This is a genomic window from Oerskovia jenensis (assembly GCF_016907235.1).
GTDB lineage: Bacteria > Actinomycetota > Actinomycetes > Actinomycetales > Cellulomonadaceae > Oerskovia > Oerskovia jenensis.
In genome coordinates this window covers 4,265,916-4,283,985 of record NZ_JAFBBO010000001.1, presented here as the reverse complement: position 1 = coordinate 4,283,985, position 18,070 = coordinate 4,265,916, and the positions used below count along the sequence as shown (strand labels likewise).

At 72.4% G+C, this 18,070-nt stretch carries 15 protein-coding genes; 1 reads left to right on the top strand and 14 read right to left on the bottom strand.

The window, feature by feature from the left end:
* Nucleotides 1–43 precede the first annotated feature (43 nt).
* The 9 genes from era to JOD49_RS19070 all read right to left on the bottom strand — a co-directional run bounded on the left by era (nucleotide 44) and on the right by JOD49_RS19070 (nucleotide 9,469).
* On the bottom strand, nucleotides 44–991 hold the full coding sequence (era, locus tag JOD49_RS19110) for a GTPase Era (protein WP_204809426.1): 948 nt from the start codon (nucleotides 989–991) through the stop codon (nucleotides 44–46).
* Complete coding sequence (locus JOD49_RS19105; protein WP_205308562.1) at nucleotides 988–2,466, bottom strand: hemolysin family protein; 1,479 nt, start codon at nucleotides 2,464–2,466, stop codon at nucleotides 988–990. The genes era and JOD49_RS19105 overlap by 4 nt, the downstream gene beginning before the upstream one ends.
* Nucleotides 2,463–2,915 carry an rRNA maturation RNase YbeY gene (gene ybeY / locus JOD49_RS19100; RefSeq protein ID WP_205308561.1) on the bottom strand — a complete coding sequence of 151 codons (453 nt, stop codon included), beginning with the start codon at nucleotides 2,913–2,915 and terminating at the stop codon, nucleotides 2,463–2,465. The genes JOD49_RS19105 and ybeY overlap by 4 nt, the downstream gene beginning before the upstream one ends.
* Nucleotides 2,915–3,952, bottom strand: a complete 1,038-nt coding sequence (locus tag JOD49_RS19095) for a PhoH family protein (RefSeq protein ID WP_239526828.1) — start codon at nucleotides 3,950–3,952, stop codon at nucleotides 2,915–2,917. The genes ybeY and JOD49_RS19095 overlap by 1 nt, the downstream gene beginning before the upstream one ends.
* A gap of 315 nt (nucleotides 3,953–4,267) precedes the next feature.
* Nucleotides 4,268–4,636 carry an HIT domain-containing protein gene (locus JOD49_RS19090; RefSeq protein ID WP_205308559.1) on the bottom strand — a complete coding sequence of 123 codons (369 nt, stop codon included), beginning with the start codon at nucleotides 4,634–4,636 and terminating at the stop codon, nucleotides 4,268–4,270.
* 70 nt (nucleotides 4,637–4,706) lie between these two features.
* Nucleotides 4,707–5,528, bottom strand: coding sequence for a 16S rRNA (uracil(1498)-N(3))-methyltransferase (locus tag JOD49_RS19085; protein ID WP_205308558.1), 822 nt, complete (start codon nucleotides 5,526–5,528; stop codon nucleotides 4,707–4,709).
* Between the two features lie 2 nt (nucleotides 5,529–5,530).
* A complete protein-coding gene (dnaJ, locus tag JOD49_RS19080; protein WP_205308557.1) occupies nucleotides 5,531–6,643 on the bottom strand; it encodes a molecular chaperone DnaJ in 1,113 nt (370 codons plus the stop codon).
* Nucleotides 6,644–6,758: 115 nt separating this feature from the next.
* Nucleotides 6,759–7,775, bottom strand: a complete 1,017-nt coding sequence (gene hrcA, locus JOD49_RS19075; protein ID WP_205308556.1) for a heat-inducible transcriptional repressor HrcA — start codon at nucleotides 7,773–7,775, stop codon at nucleotides 6,759–6,761.
* A 233-nt stretch (nucleotides 7,776–8,008) separates the two neighbouring features.
* Nucleotides 8,009–9,469 carry an MFS transporter gene (locus tag JOD49_RS19070; RefSeq protein WP_307822653.1) on the bottom strand — a complete coding sequence of 487 codons (1,461 nt, stop codon included), beginning with the start codon at nucleotides 9,467–9,469 and terminating at the stop codon, nucleotides 8,009–8,011.
* A gap of 146 nt (nucleotides 9,470–9,615) precedes the next feature.
* Between JOD49_RS19070 and JOD49_RS19065 the strand changes: the two genes are divergently transcribed.
* A complete protein-coding gene (locus tag JOD49_RS19065) occupies nucleotides 9,616–10,482 on the top strand; it encodes a DUF3097 domain-containing protein (protein ID WP_205308555.1) in 867 nt (288 codons plus the stop codon).
* A gap of 136 nt (nucleotides 10,483–10,618) precedes the next feature.
* Here the strand turns inward: JOD49_RS19065 and JOD49_RS19060 are convergent, their stop codons facing one another.
* From JOD49_RS19060 to lepA, 5 genes are all read right to left on the bottom strand, one after another.
* On the bottom strand, nucleotides 10,619–11,113 hold the full coding sequence (locus tag JOD49_RS19060) for a DUF4870 domain-containing protein (protein ID WP_205308554.1): 495 nt from the start codon (nucleotides 11,111–11,113) through the stop codon (nucleotides 10,619–10,621).
* A 212-nt stretch (nucleotides 11,114–11,325) separates the two neighbouring features.
* Nucleotides 11,326–12,375 (bottom strand): DUF2189 domain-containing protein, encoded by a 1,050-nt coding sequence (locus tag JOD49_RS19055; protein WP_205308553.1) that lies wholly within the window; start codon nucleotides 12,373–12,375, stop codon nucleotides 11,326–11,328.
* 177 nt (nucleotides 12,376–12,552) lie between these two features.
* The gene (locus JOD49_RS19050) at nucleotides 12,553–14,637 is read right to left on the bottom strand and encodes an acyltransferase family protein (protein ID WP_205308552.1); all 2,085 of its coding nucleotides are present in this window, start codon (nucleotides 14,635–14,637) and stop codon (nucleotides 12,553–12,555) included.
* A complete protein-coding gene (gene hemW, locus JOD49_RS19045) occupies nucleotides 14,634–16,028 on the bottom strand; it encodes a radical SAM family heme chaperone HemW (RefSeq protein ID WP_205308551.1) in 1,395 nt (464 codons plus the stop codon). The genes JOD49_RS19050 and hemW overlap by 4 nt, the downstream gene beginning before the upstream one ends.
* Nucleotides 16,029–16,101: 73 nt before the next feature.
* A complete protein-coding gene (gene lepA / locus JOD49_RS19040) occupies nucleotides 16,102–18,024 on the bottom strand; it encodes a translation elongation factor 4 (RefSeq protein WP_205308550.1) in 1,923 nt (640 codons plus the stop codon).
* Between the last annotated feature and the right edge of the window lie 46 nt (nucleotides 18,025–18,070).

Sequence of the window (18,070 nt, the reverse complement as noted above, 5' to 3'; positions counted from 1 at the left end):
CCGTCCGCCCTGGGGACGGCCCGACGCCGAGCGGGGGTACACCCTAGAACCCGAGTCGGCGCAGCTGCTTGGGATCGCGCTGCCAGTCCTTGGCGACCTTGACGTGCAGGTCGAGGTACACGCGCGCGCCGAGCAGCGCCTCGATGCCCTTGCGGGCCTCGGTCCCGACGTGGCGCAGCCGCGACCCGCCGCGCCCGATGATGATGGCCTTCTGGCTGTCGCGCTCCACGAAGAGGTTGACCCGCACGTCCAGGAGCGGCGGCCTGCCCGTCTCCGGGTTGCCCGACCCCTCGCGCGGGACGATCTCGTCGACGACGACCGCGAGGCTGTGCGGCAGCTCGTCGCGCACGCCCTCCAGGGCGGCCTCGCGGACGAGCTCGGCGACCATCACGGCCTCGGGCTCGTCCGTCAGCTCTCCCCCGGGGTACAGCTCGGGGCCCGGCGGCAGGTGCTTGACCAGCACCTCCTCCAGCGTCTCGACCTGGAAGCCGTCCTTGGCGGAGACGGGCACGATGTCCTGCCACTCGCCGAGCTGGTCGACCGCGAGGAGGTGCTTGGTCAGGGTCTCGCGGTCCACGAGGTCCGCCTTGGTCACGACCGCGACGACCGGCGTGGGGCGCCGGCCCTTCGTCAGGTCCGCGAGCTGGGCCGCGATGTACTTGTCGCCCGGCCCGACCTTCTGGTCCGCCGGGAGGCAGAACGCGATGACGTCGACCTGCGCGAGCGTCTCGCGGACCAGGTCGTTGAGGCGCTCGCCCAGGAGCGTGCGCGGACGGTGGAGCCCGGGCGTGTCCACGAGGATGAGCTGCGCGTCGGGGCGGTGCACGATGCCGCGGATCGTGTGGCGGGTCGTCTGCGGTCGCCCGGAGGTGATCGCGACCTTCTGTCCCACCAGGGCGTTCGTGAGCGTGGACTTGCCCGCGTTGGGCCGTCCGACGAAGCACGCGAAGCCGGCCTTGTGCTCTGCTGCTGCGTGGTCGTTCTGGGTCACCGGTGTGCTTCTCTCTCGTTCGACTCGCCCGCGCGACGCGGGGAGTCACTGGTCCGCCCGGCACGCTCGGCGTGCTCGGGGGTCGTCTGGTGGTCTCGGTGGCCGCGCTCGCGCGACTCGGCGCGCTCACGGTTCCCGGCGCTCGGCGCTGCCTCGGGATCGCCCGCAGCCTCCCGGTCGGTGGCCACGGCGTGCACGAGCACGGTCGCGAGCTGCTTGCGGCGCCCCTCGACCCGTTCGCCCGTCATGTGCACGCCCTGGGCCTCGGCGGCCGACCCCGGCAGCGGGACCTTGCCGAGCGCCTTGGAGAGCAGTCCTCCGACCGTGTCGACGTCGTCGTCTTCGACGTCCAGGTCGAAGAGCTCGCCCAGCTCGTCGAGCGGGAGGCGCGCGGGGACCCGGAAGGTCCCGTCCCCCAGGTCCTCGACCTCGGGGCCCGACCGGTCGTGCTCGTCGGTCAGCTCGCCCACGATCTCCTCGAGCGCGTCCTCGATCGTCACGAGGCCCGCGACGCCGCCGTACTCGTCGACCACCATCGCGATGTGCGACGACGAGGCCTGCATCTCGCGCAGCAGGTCGTCGACCGGCTTGGACTCGGGGACGAAGATCGCGGGCCGTGCGACGTCCGCGACACGGCGCGACGCGGCCTCGGGCGTGCCGTGCACGACCTTGACGACGTCCTTGAAGTAGACGACGCCCACGAGGTCGTCGACCGACGTCCCCGTGACCGGCAGGCGCGAGAAGCCCGAGCGCAGGAAGAGGGCCAGCGCCTTGGACAGGGGCGTGGAGGCCGGGGTGGTGATCATGTCGGTGCGCGGCACCATGACCTCGCGCGTGAGCGTGTCGCCCAGCTCGAAGACGGAGCGGATCATCTCGCGCTCCTCCTCCTCGATGATCTCGGACTCGTTCACGCGATCGACCATGTCCCGCAGCTCACGCTCGTGCGGGCCGTCGGCGTCCTCCTTCGAGGCCGTGACCCGCGCGAGCCAGCCCGTCAGGGCGACCGCGGGGCTCAGGACCCCCGAGAGGGTCAGGAGCACGCGCACGGGGTGCTGACGTCCGAGGGCGCGCGGCGCGACCCGCGCGAAGACGAGCGCGACCAGGACCGCGAAGAGCAGCGCCGCGAGCAGCGCCTGCCACCAGTCGTCGAGCCAGGCCAGGACGAGCAGGGTCACGCAGGCGGCCGCGAGCATCTCGGCGACGACGCGCAGGAACGCGAGCGAGGCCGCGGTGTGCGGCGGGTCCTCGGTCAGCGCCTGGACCCGACGCACCCGGACCACGCGTGGAGGGGGCGGGCTCGCGGCTCCGCCGTGCGCCCCACCGCTCGCGGCCCCCGCCTCGGCCTCCGCGGCTGCCTCGGTGACGGCCGCGCGCGTGACGCGCATGACCGCTGCCTCCCCCGCACCGAGAGCACCCGCCAGGACGACCCCCACGACCGCGAGGACGAGCAGCAACGCGACGGGGACCTCCGTCATCGGCTGGCGAGGAAGGTCAGGAGGAGCTTGCGCTGCAGCGCGAACATCTCCTTCTCCTCCTCGGGCTCGGCGTGGTCGTAGCCGAGCAGGTGCAGGATGCCGTGCGTCGTGAGCAGGAGCATCTCCTCGGCCGTGGAGTGACCCGCCGTGATCGCCTGCTGCGCCGCGACCTCGGGGCACAGCACGATGTCCCCCAGCTCGCCTGCGGGGGTCACGTCGCCGTCGCGCCCGGGCCGGAGCTCGTCCATCGGGAAGGACAGGACGTCGGTGGGGCCGGGCTCGTCCATCCAGCGCACGTGCAGCTCGGCCATGACGTCGGACTCGACGAACCGGATGCCGAGCTCGGACTGCGGGTGGACGTGCATGGCGTCCAGGACGTAGCGCGCGAGGGCCGCGAACTCGGCCTCGTCGACCTCGTAGCCGGACTCGTTGTTGATCTCGACGCTCATCAGCGTGCCTCTTGCTCTCGTGGGTCTCGTGGTTCTCGTGGGTCTCGCGGCCTCTCGCGGCGTGCGGTCCCGCCCCGCACGGTGCCACGCGCGCGGCTGCCGCCGTCGTGCGCGGGACGCGCGGTGCTCACGTCCCAGCGCGCGTACGCGTCGATGATGTCGCTCACGAGGCGGTGCCGGACGACGTCCGTGGACGTCAGACGGCAGAACTCGACGTCGTCGACCCCGGTCAGGACGTCCTCGATGACCCGCAGGCCCGACGGCGTCCCACCCGGCAGGTCGACCTGCGTCACGTCACCCGTGATGACCATCCTCGACCCGAAGCCGAGACGGGTGAGGAACATCTTCATCTGCTCGCTCGAGGTGTTCTGGGCCTCGTCGAGAATGATGAACGCGCTGTTCAGCGTGCGACCGCGCATGTAGGCCAGCGGCGCGACCTCGATGGTCCCGGCCTCGATGAGCTTGGGGATCGACTCGGGGTCGATCATGTCGTGCAACGCGTCGTACAGCGGGCGCAGGTAGGGGTCGATCTTCTCCGAGAGCGAGCCGGGCAGGAACCCGAGCCGCTCCCCCGCCTCGACGGCCGGGCGCGTCAGGACGATGCGGCTGACCTGCTTGGCCTGGAGCGCCTGGACGGCCTTGGCCATCGCGAGGTACGTCTTGCCGGTTCCCGCGGGCCCGATCCCGAACGTCACGGTGTTCGCGTCGATCGCGTCGACGTAGCGCTTCTGCCCCACGGTCTTGGGCCGGATGGTCCGGCCGCGGCTCGAGAGGATGTTGAGCGTCAGGACCTCGGCCGGGCGCGACGCGGTCGCGGCGGTCAGCATCGCCACGGACCGCGTCACGACGTCGGGCGTGAGGCGTGTACCGGACTCGACGACCTCGACGAGCTCGTCGAGCAGGCGCGAGGCCAGCGCGACGTCGCCCACCGGGCCGGTCACCGCGATCTCGTTGCCGCGCGCGTGGACGTCGATCGTGGGAAACCCCACCTCGATCGCCCGCAGGACCGCGTCGCCGCTGCCCAGCAGGTCGACCATGGGCACGTGGGCCGGGACCACGATGCGGTGCTCGACCCGAGCCCCGGAGGGGTGGGCCGCCGCACCGCCGGTCCCGTTCGTCCGCGCGGCGCGGGTACGGTCCTGGTCTCGAGAGGTGCCCGCGGGGCCGTGCGACGTCGGGCCGTTCGGTGAGGGCGGTGTCGAAGATGGCATGAGCCGGCTTGCGCCGAGGCACTCCTTCTGCAGGTCTGGGTGGTTCGTGGTGCATCCATGATATCGAGCGCGACCCGCCGGGTCAGGGCGAATACCGGCGGCCCCCGGCGGCTCGGGGCTCGGGCGCACGACGCCCGGCGCTCAGGCCGGGTTCCACCCCAGCGCGGCACCGCCGATGACGTGACCGTGGACGTGGAACACGCTCTGCCCGGCGCGCGGCCCCGAGTTGAAGATGAGCCGGAACTGACCGTCGGCCTGCTCGCTCGCGATCTCGTCGGCCAGGGCCACGACCGCCGCGAGGAGATCCGGGTCCGCGGCGGCGAGCTGCGCGATGTCGCCGTGGTGCGCGCGCGGCACCACGAGCACGTGGAGCGGGGCCTGCGGGTTGATGTCCTTGAACGCCACGGCCTGGTCCGTGGTCGCCACGATCGTCGCAGGGATCTCCCCGGCCACGATCTTGCAGAACAGGCAGTCGGGGTCGTTCGGGCGAGCGGTGTCGTTGCTGGTCATGACGGCAGGCTACCCCCGGCTCACCGACACGGCCCGGGCGACGGGACCTGCGCCGGCACCGTGCACCAGGTCATCGCTCGTCGTCCGCCCCGCCCCATCGGCCGAGCCGTTGGACGAGCATCGCGATCGCGACGGGGCCCGCGGTCGAGGTCCGCAGCACGTGGGGGCCCAGTCGCGCGGTACGCGCCCCGGCCTCGGTCAGCGCCTCGACCTCCCGCTCGGAGATCCCTCCCTCGGGCCCGACGACGACGAGCACCTCGGGTGCCCGGCCTGCCGCGGCCGTGTCCTGGGTCGCAGGGACGGGGAGGGACACCTCGGCGAGCGGGACGAGCGCCTCCTCGTGCAGCACGATCACCGCACCGCCGGCGCCGACGATCTGGCGCGTGCGCTCGACGAGCGATCGCGTGTCGATCGCGAGGTCGACGCGGGGAAGGCGGGCCCGGCGGGCCTGCTTGGTCGCGGCCCGCACGGTCGCGAGCCAGCGGGCACGCGACTTGGCCGCACGGTCGCCGCGCCACACCACGATCGAGCGCTCGGCCTGCCACGGGACCACGGCGTCGGCGCCGACCTCGGTCGCGGCCTCGATCGCCATCTCGTCGCGGTCCCCCTTGGCGAGGGCCTGGACGAGCGTCACGACGACGTCGGGCGCCGGTTCCTGGACGACCTCGCGGACGCGCAGGCTCACCCCGGAGGGCTCGACCCCCTCGATGGTGCACCGCAGCCGGAGCCCCTCGCCGTCGACGACGTCGACCGACTCACCGACCCCGCGCCGCTGGACGACGCCCGCGTGGCGCCCCTCGGCGCCGTCGAGCACGTAGAGCGACCCCTCCGGGAAACCCGCGAGGCCGCCCGTGGGACCGTTCGCCTCCGCGAGGAAGACCGGCGCGCTCACGCTCAGCGCCCCGAGAGCTTGTCGCGCAGGCGGGAGAAGACTCCCGGGTGCGCGGCCGACAGGCGCGGGTCCGGGCGCTCCTCGCCGCGAGCCTTGGCGAGCGAGCGCAGCAGCTCCTCCTGCGCCTCGTCGAGACCCGTGGGGACCTGGACCTCGACGTGCACGTTGAGGTCGCCGCGACCACCGGTGTGCAGGTGGCCGACCCCGAGGTTCTTGAGGGTCACGATCTGACCGGGCTGGGTCCCGGGACGCAGGTCGATCTCCTGCGGGCCGTCGAGCGTCTCGAGCTCGAGCACGGTGCCGAGGGCCGCGGCCGTCATGGGCACCTGCAGGGTGCAGTGCAGGTCGTCGCCGCGGCGCACGAAGATCTCGTGGTTGCGCTCACGGATCTCGACGTAGAGGTCGCCCGCGGGGCCGCCGGCGGGGCCGACCTCGCCCTGCGACGTGAGCTTGATGCGCGTGCCCGTGTCGACCCCTGCGGGGACGTTGACGGTCAGGGTGCGGCGGCTGCGCACGCGACCCTCGCCCGCGCACTCGGCGCAGGGCTCGGGGATCACGGTGCCGAAGCCCTGGCACGCGGCGCACGGCGCGGTCGTCATGACCTGGCCGAGGAAGGAGCGCGCCACGCGCTGGACCGTGCCGCGACCGTTGCACACGTCACAGGTGCGCGGCGAGGTCCCGGGGCGACAGCACGAGCCCGAGCACGTGCCGCAGATCACCGCGGTGTCGACCTGGAGCTCGCGGCGTGCCCCGAAGGTCGCCTCCGAGAGGTCGATGTCGAGACGCACCAGGGCGTCCTGGCCGCGGCGTGCGCGCGGGATGGGCCCGGACTGCGCCTGACCTCCCCCGAAGAACGTCTCGAAGATGTCCTGGAAGCCGAACCCGCCGCCCATGCCACCACCGGCGGCCGACGGGTCCGAGCCGAGGTCGTACTGCTGGCGCTTGTCCGGGCTGGACAGCACCTCGTAGGCGCGGGACACGTCCTTGAACTTGTCCTCCGCGGCCTCGCCCGCGACGTCAGGGTGCAGCTCACGGGCCAGCTTGCGGTAGGCCTTCTTGATCTGGTCCTGGCTCGCGTCCCGGGGCACACCCAGGATCTCGTAGTAGTCGCTCACAGGTCACTCTCTACTAGCGCACACCGATCGAGGATCGGCGACTTCCGACAACACCGTGCGGTGACGGCCAGGGCCCGAGGACCCGGCGCGGCGCCCGCCGGCGCAAGAACAGAACTCAGGTGGTCAGGACGCGCGACAGGTACCGCGCGACAGCGCGGACCGAGGCGATCGTCCCGGGATAGTCCATGCGGGTCGGTCCGATCGAGCCGATCAGCGCGACCGAGTCCCCCTCGTTACCGTATCCGCTCGTCACGACCGAGGTCTCCACCAGCCCCTCGAGCTGCGTCTCGTGACCGATCCGCACGCTCACCCCCGACTCCGCGGCCATCTCGGTCAACAACCCGAGCAGCACGACTTGTTCCTCGAGCGCCTCGAGGACGGGGCGGAGCGCGTGCTCGAACCTCATGCCGACGCGGGCCAGGTTCGCGGTACCGGCGAGCACGATGCGTTCCTCGGACTCCTCGGACAGCGTCTCCTCGACGAGCTGCGCGAGCGAGCGAGCGAGGTCCTGGTGCTCGGGGCGGAACTGCTCGGCGACCTCGGTGAAGCCCTGCCCGAGCTCCGCGAGCCGCTTGCCGGCCGCGACGGCGTTGAGCCGAGAGCGCAGCTCGGCGAGCGTGGCCTCGTCCGGAGCGGCCGCGACCTCGAGGGTGCGCTGCTCCACCCGCCCCGTGTCCGTGATGATGACCACGAGCAGGCGGCGGTCACCGATCGGCACGAGCTCGAGATGCCGCAGGCCCGACCGGCGCAACGACGGGTACTGCACCACGGCGACCTGGCCCGTGAGCTGGGCGAGGAGACGCCCCGCACGGGCCACGACGTCGTCGAGGTCCACGGCTTCCGACAGGAAGGTCTCGATCGCGCGGCGCTCGGGCGACGACAGCGGCTTGACCGTCGAGAGCTTGTCCACGAACAGGCGGTAGCCCTTGTCCGTGGGGATGCGCCCGGCCGACGTGTGCGGCTGGGCGATGTAGCCGTCCTCCTCGAGGGCGGCCATGTCGTTGCGGATGGTCGCCGGGGACACGCCCAGGCGGTGCCGCTCGGCCAGGACACGGGATCCCACGGGCTCCCTCGTCAGGACGTAGTCCTCGACGATCGCACGCAGCACGTCGAGCCGTCGTTCCTCGCTCATGACCACCTCCTGCCGATCGTCGCGCGTTCTCGCACTCTCCACCGTCGAGTGCTAATTCTACGCGGTCGCCGGAGGCGTGGGGCGCGACGTGCACAGGGTCCTCACGGTGTCTTCCCGAGCACGCCCCGGACGCGACCGCACCCGACGACGCGGGCCGCGCTCCGCCGTCGGGCCCCGGACGGTCGCCGGGCCTCGCGGCGCGCGCCCCCGCCGTCCCCGCCCGACGGCGGCGCTCACGTCGTGGACGCCACCTTGCCCTCCGGCGCGCCCTGCGCGTGGCGCGCACGCAGGTCCACGACCGCGACCACGAGCGAGAGCGCGACCAGGGCGACCGTGATGAGCATCGCGGAGCTCGCCGCGACGGCTCCGGTCGAGCCGCCCGCCTTGAGCGAGTAGTACGTCGAGAGGACCACCGCGATGCCCATGGCGGAGCCCACGCGCTGCCCGAGCTGGAGCATGCTGCCCGCCACGCCCGCGAGCTCGACCGGGACGCGGGCCAGGGTCAGGGTCTGGTTGGGCGAGATGACCGTCCCGCTGCCGATGCCCGTGACCATCATGGTCAGGGCGATGGCCCAGCCCGCGGCCGACGAGTCGTCGCCGGTGGCGCGGATCGCGAGGATCACGCCCACGAGCCCCACGAGCACGACGACCAGTCCCGCGACCACGAGCGGCCGGCCCCAGCGCGCGACCCCGCGACCGGCGAGCCAGGACGCCACGCCCGACGCGATCGCGAACGGCATCCCGATGAGCCCCGCGTGCAGCGGCGTGAAGTGCAGGTCGTTCTGCAGGTAGAGCGTCGCGACGAGGAAGATGCCCGTGAACCCCGCGAAGTACGTGATGCCCAGCAGCGTGCCGTTGCGGAACGACGCGAGCGACAGGACCCGCGGGTCCAGGACCGGGGCGCCCGTGGTGCGCTGGTAGCGCCGCTCCCAGAACACCGCGGCGACGATCGCGACCACGCCGAGCGCGAGCCACCACCAGCGGTCGGGGTCGTCGTCCTGGCCCGACGTCGTGACGAACGGGAGCATGACCGCGACGGTGGCGACCGCGATGAGCACGAGGCCCACGGGGTCGAGCCGGCGCGGACCGGGCTTGTGCGCCGTCACGGGCAGGAACCGGATCGCCAGGGGCAGCACGACCGCGATGATCGGGACGTTGATCCCGAAGATCCAGCGCCACCCGTTCTCCTCGCCCGCGACCTGGAGGATCAGTCCGCCCAGGAGCGGGCCCAGCGCCGTCGAGACGCCGATCGTCGCACCGAACATGCCGAACGCCTTGCCGCGCTCGTACCCGGAGAACATCTGCTGGATGAGCCCGATGACCTGCGGGTTGAGCAGGCCCGCGCTCACGCCCTGCAGGAGCCGGGCGATCGCGAGCCACTCGTCGTTCGGCGCCAGCCCCGCCGCGAGGCTCGTGAGGGCGAAACCCACGAGGCCGACGATGAACAGCGTGCGGCGCCCGCCCGCGTCGCCCAGGCGACCGGCGGGGACGAGCGCGAGCCCGAACGCCAGCGTGTAGCCCGCGACGATGAGCTGCAGCTCGGTCGGGCCCGCGTCGAGGGCCTTCTCGATCGACGGGAGCGCGACGTTGACGATCGACACGTCGAGCATCGTGATGAAGCCGACCGCGAGGCACAGCCACAGGACCCGCCAGCGCTGGGGGTCCGGCGCGACCTGACCGCTCGAAGTACTCACCGGCCAGTCGTACCACGGTGCGGGGGCCCGCACCCGGCGAGCCGGGCCTGGCGAGCGGCCGCGACGCGTCGATGTCCGCGACGACCTCGCGCGTCGCCGCGCGCCCCTTCCCGCCGTGGGGGCGGTGAGCGCCTAGGGTGACGTCGGTGAGCTTCGATCGCTACGGTTCCGACGTCCTGTCCAGCGCGACCCCCGCCCCGGTCCCCCACCGCAGGCGCCCGGTCTCCCGCCCTCAGCCCGCCGAGCGCGGCCTCGTCGTCGAGGACGTCGAGACCGGCTGGGTCGGCGCGGTCGTGCGGGTCGAGAAGTCCGGCGGCATGCACGTCGTCGTCCTCGAGGATCGCGCGCGCCGCACGCGCACCTTCCCGCTCGGAGCGGGGTTCTGGGTCGACGGCGAACCGGTCGAGCTGACCGCCCCCGTGACCTCGACGGCCCCCGCAGCCCCGACCCGCACGGCGTCGGGCTCGCGAGCGGTCGCGAACGTCCGGGCACGCGTCGCGCGCGGCAGCCGCATCTGGGTCGAGGGCAAGCACGACGCCGAGCTCGTCGAGAAGGTCTGGGGTGACGACCTGCGCATCGAGGGGGTCGTGGTCGAGCTGCTCGACGGCGTCGACAACCTCGGCGAAGCCCTCAAGGACTTCGGCCCGACGGCGGAGCGCAAGGTGGGCGTACTCGTCGACCACCTCGTTCCCGGCAGCAAGGAGACGCGCCTGGTCGCGGAGGCGCTGCGCGGCGTGCGGCCCGGCACGGTCAAGGTGCTCGGCCACCCCTACGTCGACGTGTGGCAGGCCGTGCGCCCCGAGCGGATCGGGCTCGACGTCTGGCCCGTGATCGAGCGCGGCACCGAGTGGAAGCGCGGGATCCTGCGCGAGCTCGGGTGGCCCGCGGCCGAGCAGGCCGACGTCGCGCGGGGCTGGCAGCGCATCCTCGGGACCGTGCGCACCTATGCGGACCTCGAACCGTCGCTGCTGGGGCGCGTCGAGGAGCTCATCGACTTCGTGACGGCCGACTGAGGTCTGGGCCGAGGACCGGTGCCGGGCACCGGGCGGCCGGCGCGCGCCACGGGCCGTTCCTGCGCTCGACGACCGGTCGGCGCGAGGGGCGCCCCGAGAAAGCTCCCGGGACGCCCCTCGCTCCGCGCAGGAGTGGCTACTTCACGATCTTCAGGTCCACCGGGTACGCGGTCTCCCGGCCGTTGTTGAACGCCTGGAAGTTGAGGATGCCGAACACGAGCGACGTCACCCAGACACCGAAGACGACCAGCCCGGACAGGAAGCCCGGGAGCACCCAGCTCGCGGCGAGGAGGACGATCGCCACCAGGATCTGGAAGTTGAGCGCCCTCTTGGCCTCGGTGTCCACGACGTGGCTGCGCTCGCGGAAGACGAGCCAGATCACGAGCGGCGCCAGGAACCCGAGGATGCCCCCCAGGAGGTGGGACAAGCCGGCCCACGTCCTGGTGTCGGCCGGCGAGAGCGGGTCGGCCGGCGCGGCCGGGTAGCCCTGCGGCGGGTACTGGCCCTGGAACCCTGGCTGCCCGCCCTGGTGCCCGTACGGGTTCGGCTGTCCGGGTGCACCGTTCTGGTCCGCCGGGGGCACGTACTGACCGTACTCGGGGACCTGGTCGGACGGGTTCTGGCTGTTCATGGGGGCCTCTCGACGGACGGACCGGACCGATCAGGACGGACCGGGCGCCCTCACGCTAGCCGGTCCACCGTGCCGAGAGCCAGGGCGTCCGCCCGCCGACCCGACCGGTTCACCCGCTGGTCTCGCCGCCTCGGACCCCTCGGACACGCCGACGGGCTGCGCCGCCGCCCGGGACGAGCGTGCGGCGCAGCCCGCGGTCGTGGTGCTCGAGGTCAGACGGGCTGCTCGCCCACCAGGCGACGGTAGGCGTACGCGACCGCGATGTAGGACAGCGGGAGCGTCACGAGCAGTCCGATCCCGCACAGGAGGGCTCCGACGATGTTGATGCCGAAGAGCGCGAGGAGCAGCAGGAAGACCGACCCGAAGTTCTTCGCGACCAGCGACCAGCTGGACTTGATCGCCGTGATGGCGTCCTGCTCCTTGTCGAGCGTGAAGTAGTAGACGAACGTCGAGAAGAGCAGGACGGCCAGGCCGGGCAGCACGCAGAGGAGGGTGCCCACGGCAGCCATGATGCCGACCAGGAAGGCCGCGAGGATCACGTTCACCACGTTGCCGATCCGGAAGAACGCGGCGACGTCGGGCTTGCGCCCCTGCGACTCGTCGAGCGCCCCACGGGTGAAGAAGGCGGTGATGAGGTAGCCGATGATCGCTCCGACGATCGACAGCAGGACGCTGACGAAGCTCAGCCCCAGGGCCTCGGCCATGTTGGTGTCGGTGAACCCGTCGGTCCGGTAGTCCGTGAGCTGGTCGAAACCGCCGGTGATCCAGCTGAAGACGACGTTGATGAGCACGAAGATCAGGGCGGCCAGGATCCACGGCCACGGGTTGGCCCAGAACCTCTTCCACCCGAAGCCGATCGCGTCACCGACCGAGAAGGGCGCGGCGCCCGCGTACGCGGGCTGGCCCGGAGGCGGCGGGTACGCACCGCCCGGTGGCGGGTAGGCCCCGGCGGGAGGCGGGTAGGGAGGCTGCTGGCCGCCGGCGGGGGCACCGTAGGGCTGTGCGGCCGGAGGCGGTGTCGGGGCTCCGTACGGTGGCGCGACGGGCGGTGCCACCGGTGGCGCCACGGGCGGCGTGGGCTGCGCGGGCGGTGTGGGCTGCGCGGGCGGCGTGACCGGCGGCTCCGCCGGCGGCTGGCTCGGTGGCACGGGCTCGGAGGGAGACTGCGCGCCGGCACCGGGCTCCGGCGTGCTCGCGTACGGGTTCTGCGGCGTCGGCTCGTTCTCTTCCGGCGGCGGCCCGCCTGCGGTGTTGTCGCTCATCGGGATCCCTCGGGTCGTCGGGGTGCGGCAAGCCACACTGTGGACAGACTGTGACGATCGAACATTTCACCTGTCGATACCAACGATGGGGCCGTCCGGCGATTCGCGCCACACGAGGAACGACGACCGGGGGTGAGCGACGCCACAGTCCCGTCCGTCGAGCGGGACGGCGCGGGATCAGGGCCCGCGGAGCCCGGCTGCCTGGGCGAGCCCGCCCGTGACGACCCCCGCGTAGAGCGAGGTGCCCTCCCCCGTGGGGTGCACGCCGTCGGGCCCGAGGAACGTCGGCTGGGCCGAGACCGCGCCGCTCCAGTCGGCGACCACGACGTTCCCGTGGCGCTGGGCCGCGCCGACCAGCTCCGCGTTCGTGACCGGCACCCAGGACCGGTCGGCGTACCCCGTGACGAGCACGACCGTGTGGTCGGGGCCGATCGCGGCCAGGACCTTGTCCATCATCGCGGCGTCGACCGTGCTGTTGGTGCCGAGCGAGAGGACGACGTAGGGCCGCAGGTTCCCGGCCGCTCGGACGGCGTCGACGAGGCCGACGGCGTCCTTCATCTGCCGGGCCACGGCGCCGTCGATCAGGACACCGGGGAGCGTGGCAGCCAGCGCGGGCGCGCTGGCGAGCGTGACCGAGTCGCCGATGATCGTGACCTGGTCGCCGGTCGGGGGCGCGGGTGCGGGTTCCGGGGCGACAGGGCCTGGAGCCGGCGGCGCCGGGGTCGCGACCTCAGCAGGAGCCGGGGGCGCCTCGGGTGCGGCGCCGCCCGGCTGCTGGGTCTGCGCCGCGACCTCCTGGCCCGCGCGGATCTGCGCCTCGACCGAGGAGGTCGCCGGGGCCCGCACGAACCCCGAGACCGCGAGCCCGACGACCACCACGACGCCACCGACCGTGAGCCACCCACGGGCGGGCAAGGGGTTGCGCCCCGTCGCTCCCCGGCGGAGCCACGCCACGAGCGTGCGCGCGTAGCCCAGCAGGCCGCGCCCCATGACGGGACGTTCGACGTAGCGGTAGGACAGTGCCGCGGCGCCGAACGTCACGACCGTCGCGGCGAGCGCGACCCAGGGACCGGGGCTCGCGTACAGCCCCCCGCCTCCGGCGAGCGCGGCCACCAGGACGAAGACCGGCCAGTGCCACAGGTACAGGCCGTAGGAGCGCGCACCGATCCAGCCCATCGGCCCGCGGTCGAGCTGACTGCCGAGTCGCGGCGCGTGCAGCACCAGGTTGACGACCCCGGCGGTCGCGAGCGACACGACGAACAGCCCACCCCGGTAGGTGATGCCGTCGTCCCACGGCATCCAGAGCATCGCGACGACCAGGACGATCGCACCCGCGACGCCCGCCCCCAGGACGAACAGCGTCCCCCTGCGCGTCGTCGTCCGAGGGGACTCGCGGACCAGCGTGGGGCGCCCGGTGCGCAGGTGCCAGAACGACAGGAAGGCGCCGATCATGAGCCCGAACAGGTGGGTGTCGGTACCGAAGTAGACCCGGGTCGGGTCCGTGCCGGGCGAGTAGAGGAGCGCCATCGCGACGGCGGACCCCACGGCGAGCACCCCCGCCAGGACCAGGGCCCTGCGCCGGGTGATCCGCAGCGCGAGCACGGCGAGGACCACGAGCGGCCACACCAGGTAGAACTGCTCCTCGACCGCGAGCGACCACAGGTTCGCGAAGATCTGCGGCGCCAGCCCCCCGGAGTACGTGCTCCCCTGGGCGATGTAGACCCAGTTGCTCGTGAACGTGGCGGCACCGGCCACCTGCGCCCCGATCCCCACCAGGAGATCGCCCCCGACCAGGCCCGCCGCGGCCGTGCACACCAGGACGACGAGCCCCAGGGCCGGCAGCAGCCTCCGGGCCCGCCGGACCCAGAACCGGCTCAACGACACGGCCCGCCGAGCCCGGAACTCGCGGACCAGGAGCGTCGTGATGAGAAAGCCCGAGAGCACGAAGAAGACGTCGACACCCACGTACCCGCCGGGAAGCAGGTGGGGCGCGAAGTGGAAGACCATGACCGAGAGCACGGCCAGCGCACGCAGCCCGTCGAGCCCGGCGATCCGCCGGTACCGGACCGTCGGACGGACGGGTCGGGACGGGCGGTGCCCACCGGCAGCCGGTGGGCTCTGCGGCAGGGGCCCGACGAGGGACCGGTCCGGGGAGCCGAGGTCGAGGTCGGCAGGTCGCAGTCGCTGCCACACGTCGACGCGGTCGGTCGAGGTCCCGGCTGCTCCGGCCTGCGCCCGAGCCGACTGTCCTACCGTCGTCACCCGTCAGTCAGCTCCCGTACCACCGTGTCCGCCAGCAACCGCCCCCGCAGGGTCAGCACCCCGCGGCCACGGATCGCCGCCTTGCCGTCGAGGAGGCCCGCCGCGACCATGCCGGCCACGTTGCGCCGGCCCACCTCGGTAAGGACGCTCAGGTCCAGTCCTTCTCGCAGTCGCACCCCGAGCATGACACGTTCGAGATGGGCCTCGGCGACCGTCAGGAGCTCCCGTCCGGCCGCCGGGCTGGTGCCCGCCTCGAGCAACGCCGCGTAGCGTCGCGGGTGCTTCACGTTCCACCATCGCACGCCCTCGCGACCGCCCGGCGCAGGCTGGGCCGAGTCGTCGGCCGAGTCGTCGGACACGTCCTGGAGGACCCCTGAGGGCTCGTCGACATCGGCCGAACAATCTGTACGGTTCGATGCGCCACCGATGTACGAGTGCGCTCCCGGGCCGATCCCCCACCAGTCCTCACCCCGCCAGTACGCGAGGTTGTGACGGCACACGTACGCCGGGTCCGGCCCCTCGCCCTCGGGAGAGCGCCGGGCCCAGTTGCTGACCTCGTACCACTCGAGACCGGCCGCGGTGAGCAGCTCGTCCGCGAGCTCGTACTTCTCGGCCTGGTCGTCCTCGCTCGGCAACGAGATGTCCCCACGACGAACCTGCGCGGCCATCTTGGTCCCCTGCTCCACGACGAGCGCGTATGCCGAGACGTGGTCGACCCCCGTCGCGAGCGCGGCCTCGAGGCTCGTGCGCCAGTCGTCGAGGCTCTCGCCGGGCGTCCCGTAGATCAGGTCGAGCGACACCGCGAGCCCCGCGTCGCGCGCCCAGCGCACCACGTCGGGGATACGGCGCGGGTCGTGCGTGCGCTCGAGCGTCGCGAGCACGCGCGGCACGGCCGACTGCATGCCGAACGACACCCGCGTGAAGCCCGCCGCAGCGAGCTCGGCGAGCGACTCCGGGGTCACCGAGTCGGGGTTCGCCTCGGTCGTGACCTCGGCGCCCGGGGCGAGGCCCCACGCGTCGCGCACGCCCGCGAGCATGCGTCCCAGGTCGCCGGCAGGCAGCAGGGTCGGGGTGCCGCCGCCCACGAACACGGTCGAGACCGGGCGCGAGGCCAACCCGGCGCGGTCCATGACCCGCGCCGCGAGGTCGATCTCCCGCAGGGCCGTGTCCGCGTACGACGCCTGGCTCGCACCACCGCCCAGCTCGGAGGCCGTGTACGTGTTGAAGTCGCAGTACCCGCACCGCACCGTGCAGAACGGCACGTGCAGATACACGCCGAAGTCACGACCCGCGTGGTCGTCCGACCCCGCCCCACCAGGACCCGCACCCACCCACGCGGGGAGAGCGCCGTCGTCGGGCACGGGGATGCCGTCCGGGAGAGCCGGGCTCATGCCCGTGCCCCGGACGCCGCGGAGCGCGCGGCTCCCAGGACGGGAGCCACGCGCTCACGAGAAGAGCAGCACATCACTTCTTGGACTTGTCCTTCGCGTCCTTGCCGCCGGCGCTGCCCGCGCCGTCGGAGGACAGCGCCGCGATGAACGCGTCCTTGGGGACCTCGACCGTACCGATCGTCTTCATGCGCTTCTTGCCCTCCTTCTGCTTCTCGAGCAGCTTGCGCTTACGGCTGATGTCGCCGCCGTAGCACTTGGCGAGCACGTCCTTGCGGATCGCGCGGATGGTCTCGCGGGCGATCACGCGCGCGCCCACGGCCGCCTGGATGGGGACCTCGAACTGCTGACGCGGGATGAGCTCCTTGAGCTTCTCCGTCATCATGACGCCGTACGAGTACGCCTTGTCCTTGTGCACGATCGCGCTGAAGGCGTCGACCGTCTGCCCCTGGAGCAGGATGTCGACCTTGACCAGGTCCGCCGCCTGCTCGCCCGAGAGCTCGTAGTCGAGCGACGCGTAGCCGCGCGTCTTCGACTTGAGCTGGTCGAAGAAGTCGAACACGATCTCCGCGAGCGGCAGCGTGTAGCGCAGCTCGACGCGCTCCTGCGAGAGGTGGTCCATGCCGCCCAGCACGCCGCGCTTGCCCTGGCACAGCTCCATGACCGCACCGATGAACTCGGTCGGGCACAGGATCGTGGCCTTGACGATCGGCTCGCGGATCTCGCCGATCTTGCCGCCCGGGAACTCGCTCGGGTTGGTGACCGTGACGACCGAGCGGTCCTCGAGGGTCACCTCGTAGACGACGTTCGGGGCGGTCGAGATGAGCTCGAGGTCGAACTCGCGCTCGAGGCGCTCGCGCACGATCTCCAGGTGCAGCAGGCCCAGGAAGCCCACGCGGAACCCGAAGCCGAGCGCGACCGAGGTCTCGGGCTCGTAGTTGAGCGCCGCGTCGTTGAGCTTGAGCTTGTCCAGGGCGTCACGCAGGACCGGGTAGTCCGAGCCGTCGATGGGGTACAGGCCAGAGAAGACCATGGGCTTGGGGTCGCTGTAGCCGCCGAGCGCGTCCTCCGCGGGCTTGGCCGCGTTCGTGACGGTGTCGCCGACCTTGGACTGGCGCACGTCCTTGACGCCCGTGATGAGGTAGCCGACCTCGCCCACCCCGAGCCCCTTGGTGGGGTGCGGCTCGGGCGCGCTCACGCCGATCTCGAGGAGCTCGTGCGTCGCCTTGGTCGACATCATGACGATCTTCTCGCGCGGGTTCAGGCTGCCGTCGACCACACGCACGTACGTCACGACGCCGCGGTAGGTGTCGTAGACCGAGTCGAAGATCATGGCGCGCGCCGGGGCGTCGGCGTCCCCCTGCGGGGCCGGCACCTCCTCGACGATGCGGTCGAGGAGCTCGGTCACGCCCATGCCCGTCTTGCCCGAGACCTTCAGGACGGTCGACGGGTCGACGCCCACGAGGCCAGCGATCTCCTCCGCGTACTTCTCGGGCTGCGCGGCCGGCAGGTCGATCTTGTTGAGCACCGGGATGATCGCGAGGTCGTTCTCCATCGCGAGGTACAGGTTCGCGAGGGTCTGCGCCTCGATGCCCTGCGCGGCGTCGACGAGCAGCACGGCCCCCTCGCACGCGGCGAGCGAGCGCGAGACCTCGTACGTGAAGTCGACGTGCCCCGGGGTGTCGATCATGTTCAGGGCGTACGGCACGAGCGGCGCCGACTCGTCGTCCGGGTCGTCACCCTCGCGCACGGCCCACGGCATGCGCACGGCCTGCGACTTGATCGTGATGCCGCGCTCGCGCTCGATGTCCATGCGGTCGAGATACTGGGCACGCATCGCGCGCGCGTCGACGACGCCGGTCAGCTGCAGCATGCGGTCGGCCAGCGTGGACTTGCCGTGGTCGATGTGCGCGATGATGCAGAAGTTGCGCAGCAGCGCGGGCGGCGTCGCCGCGGGCTGGATGCGGGTGCTCAGCTGGGCGCTGGGGATCGGGGACAACGGGGGTGCGCTCCTGTGGTGGGTCAAGACGGGGCGGCGGACGGCG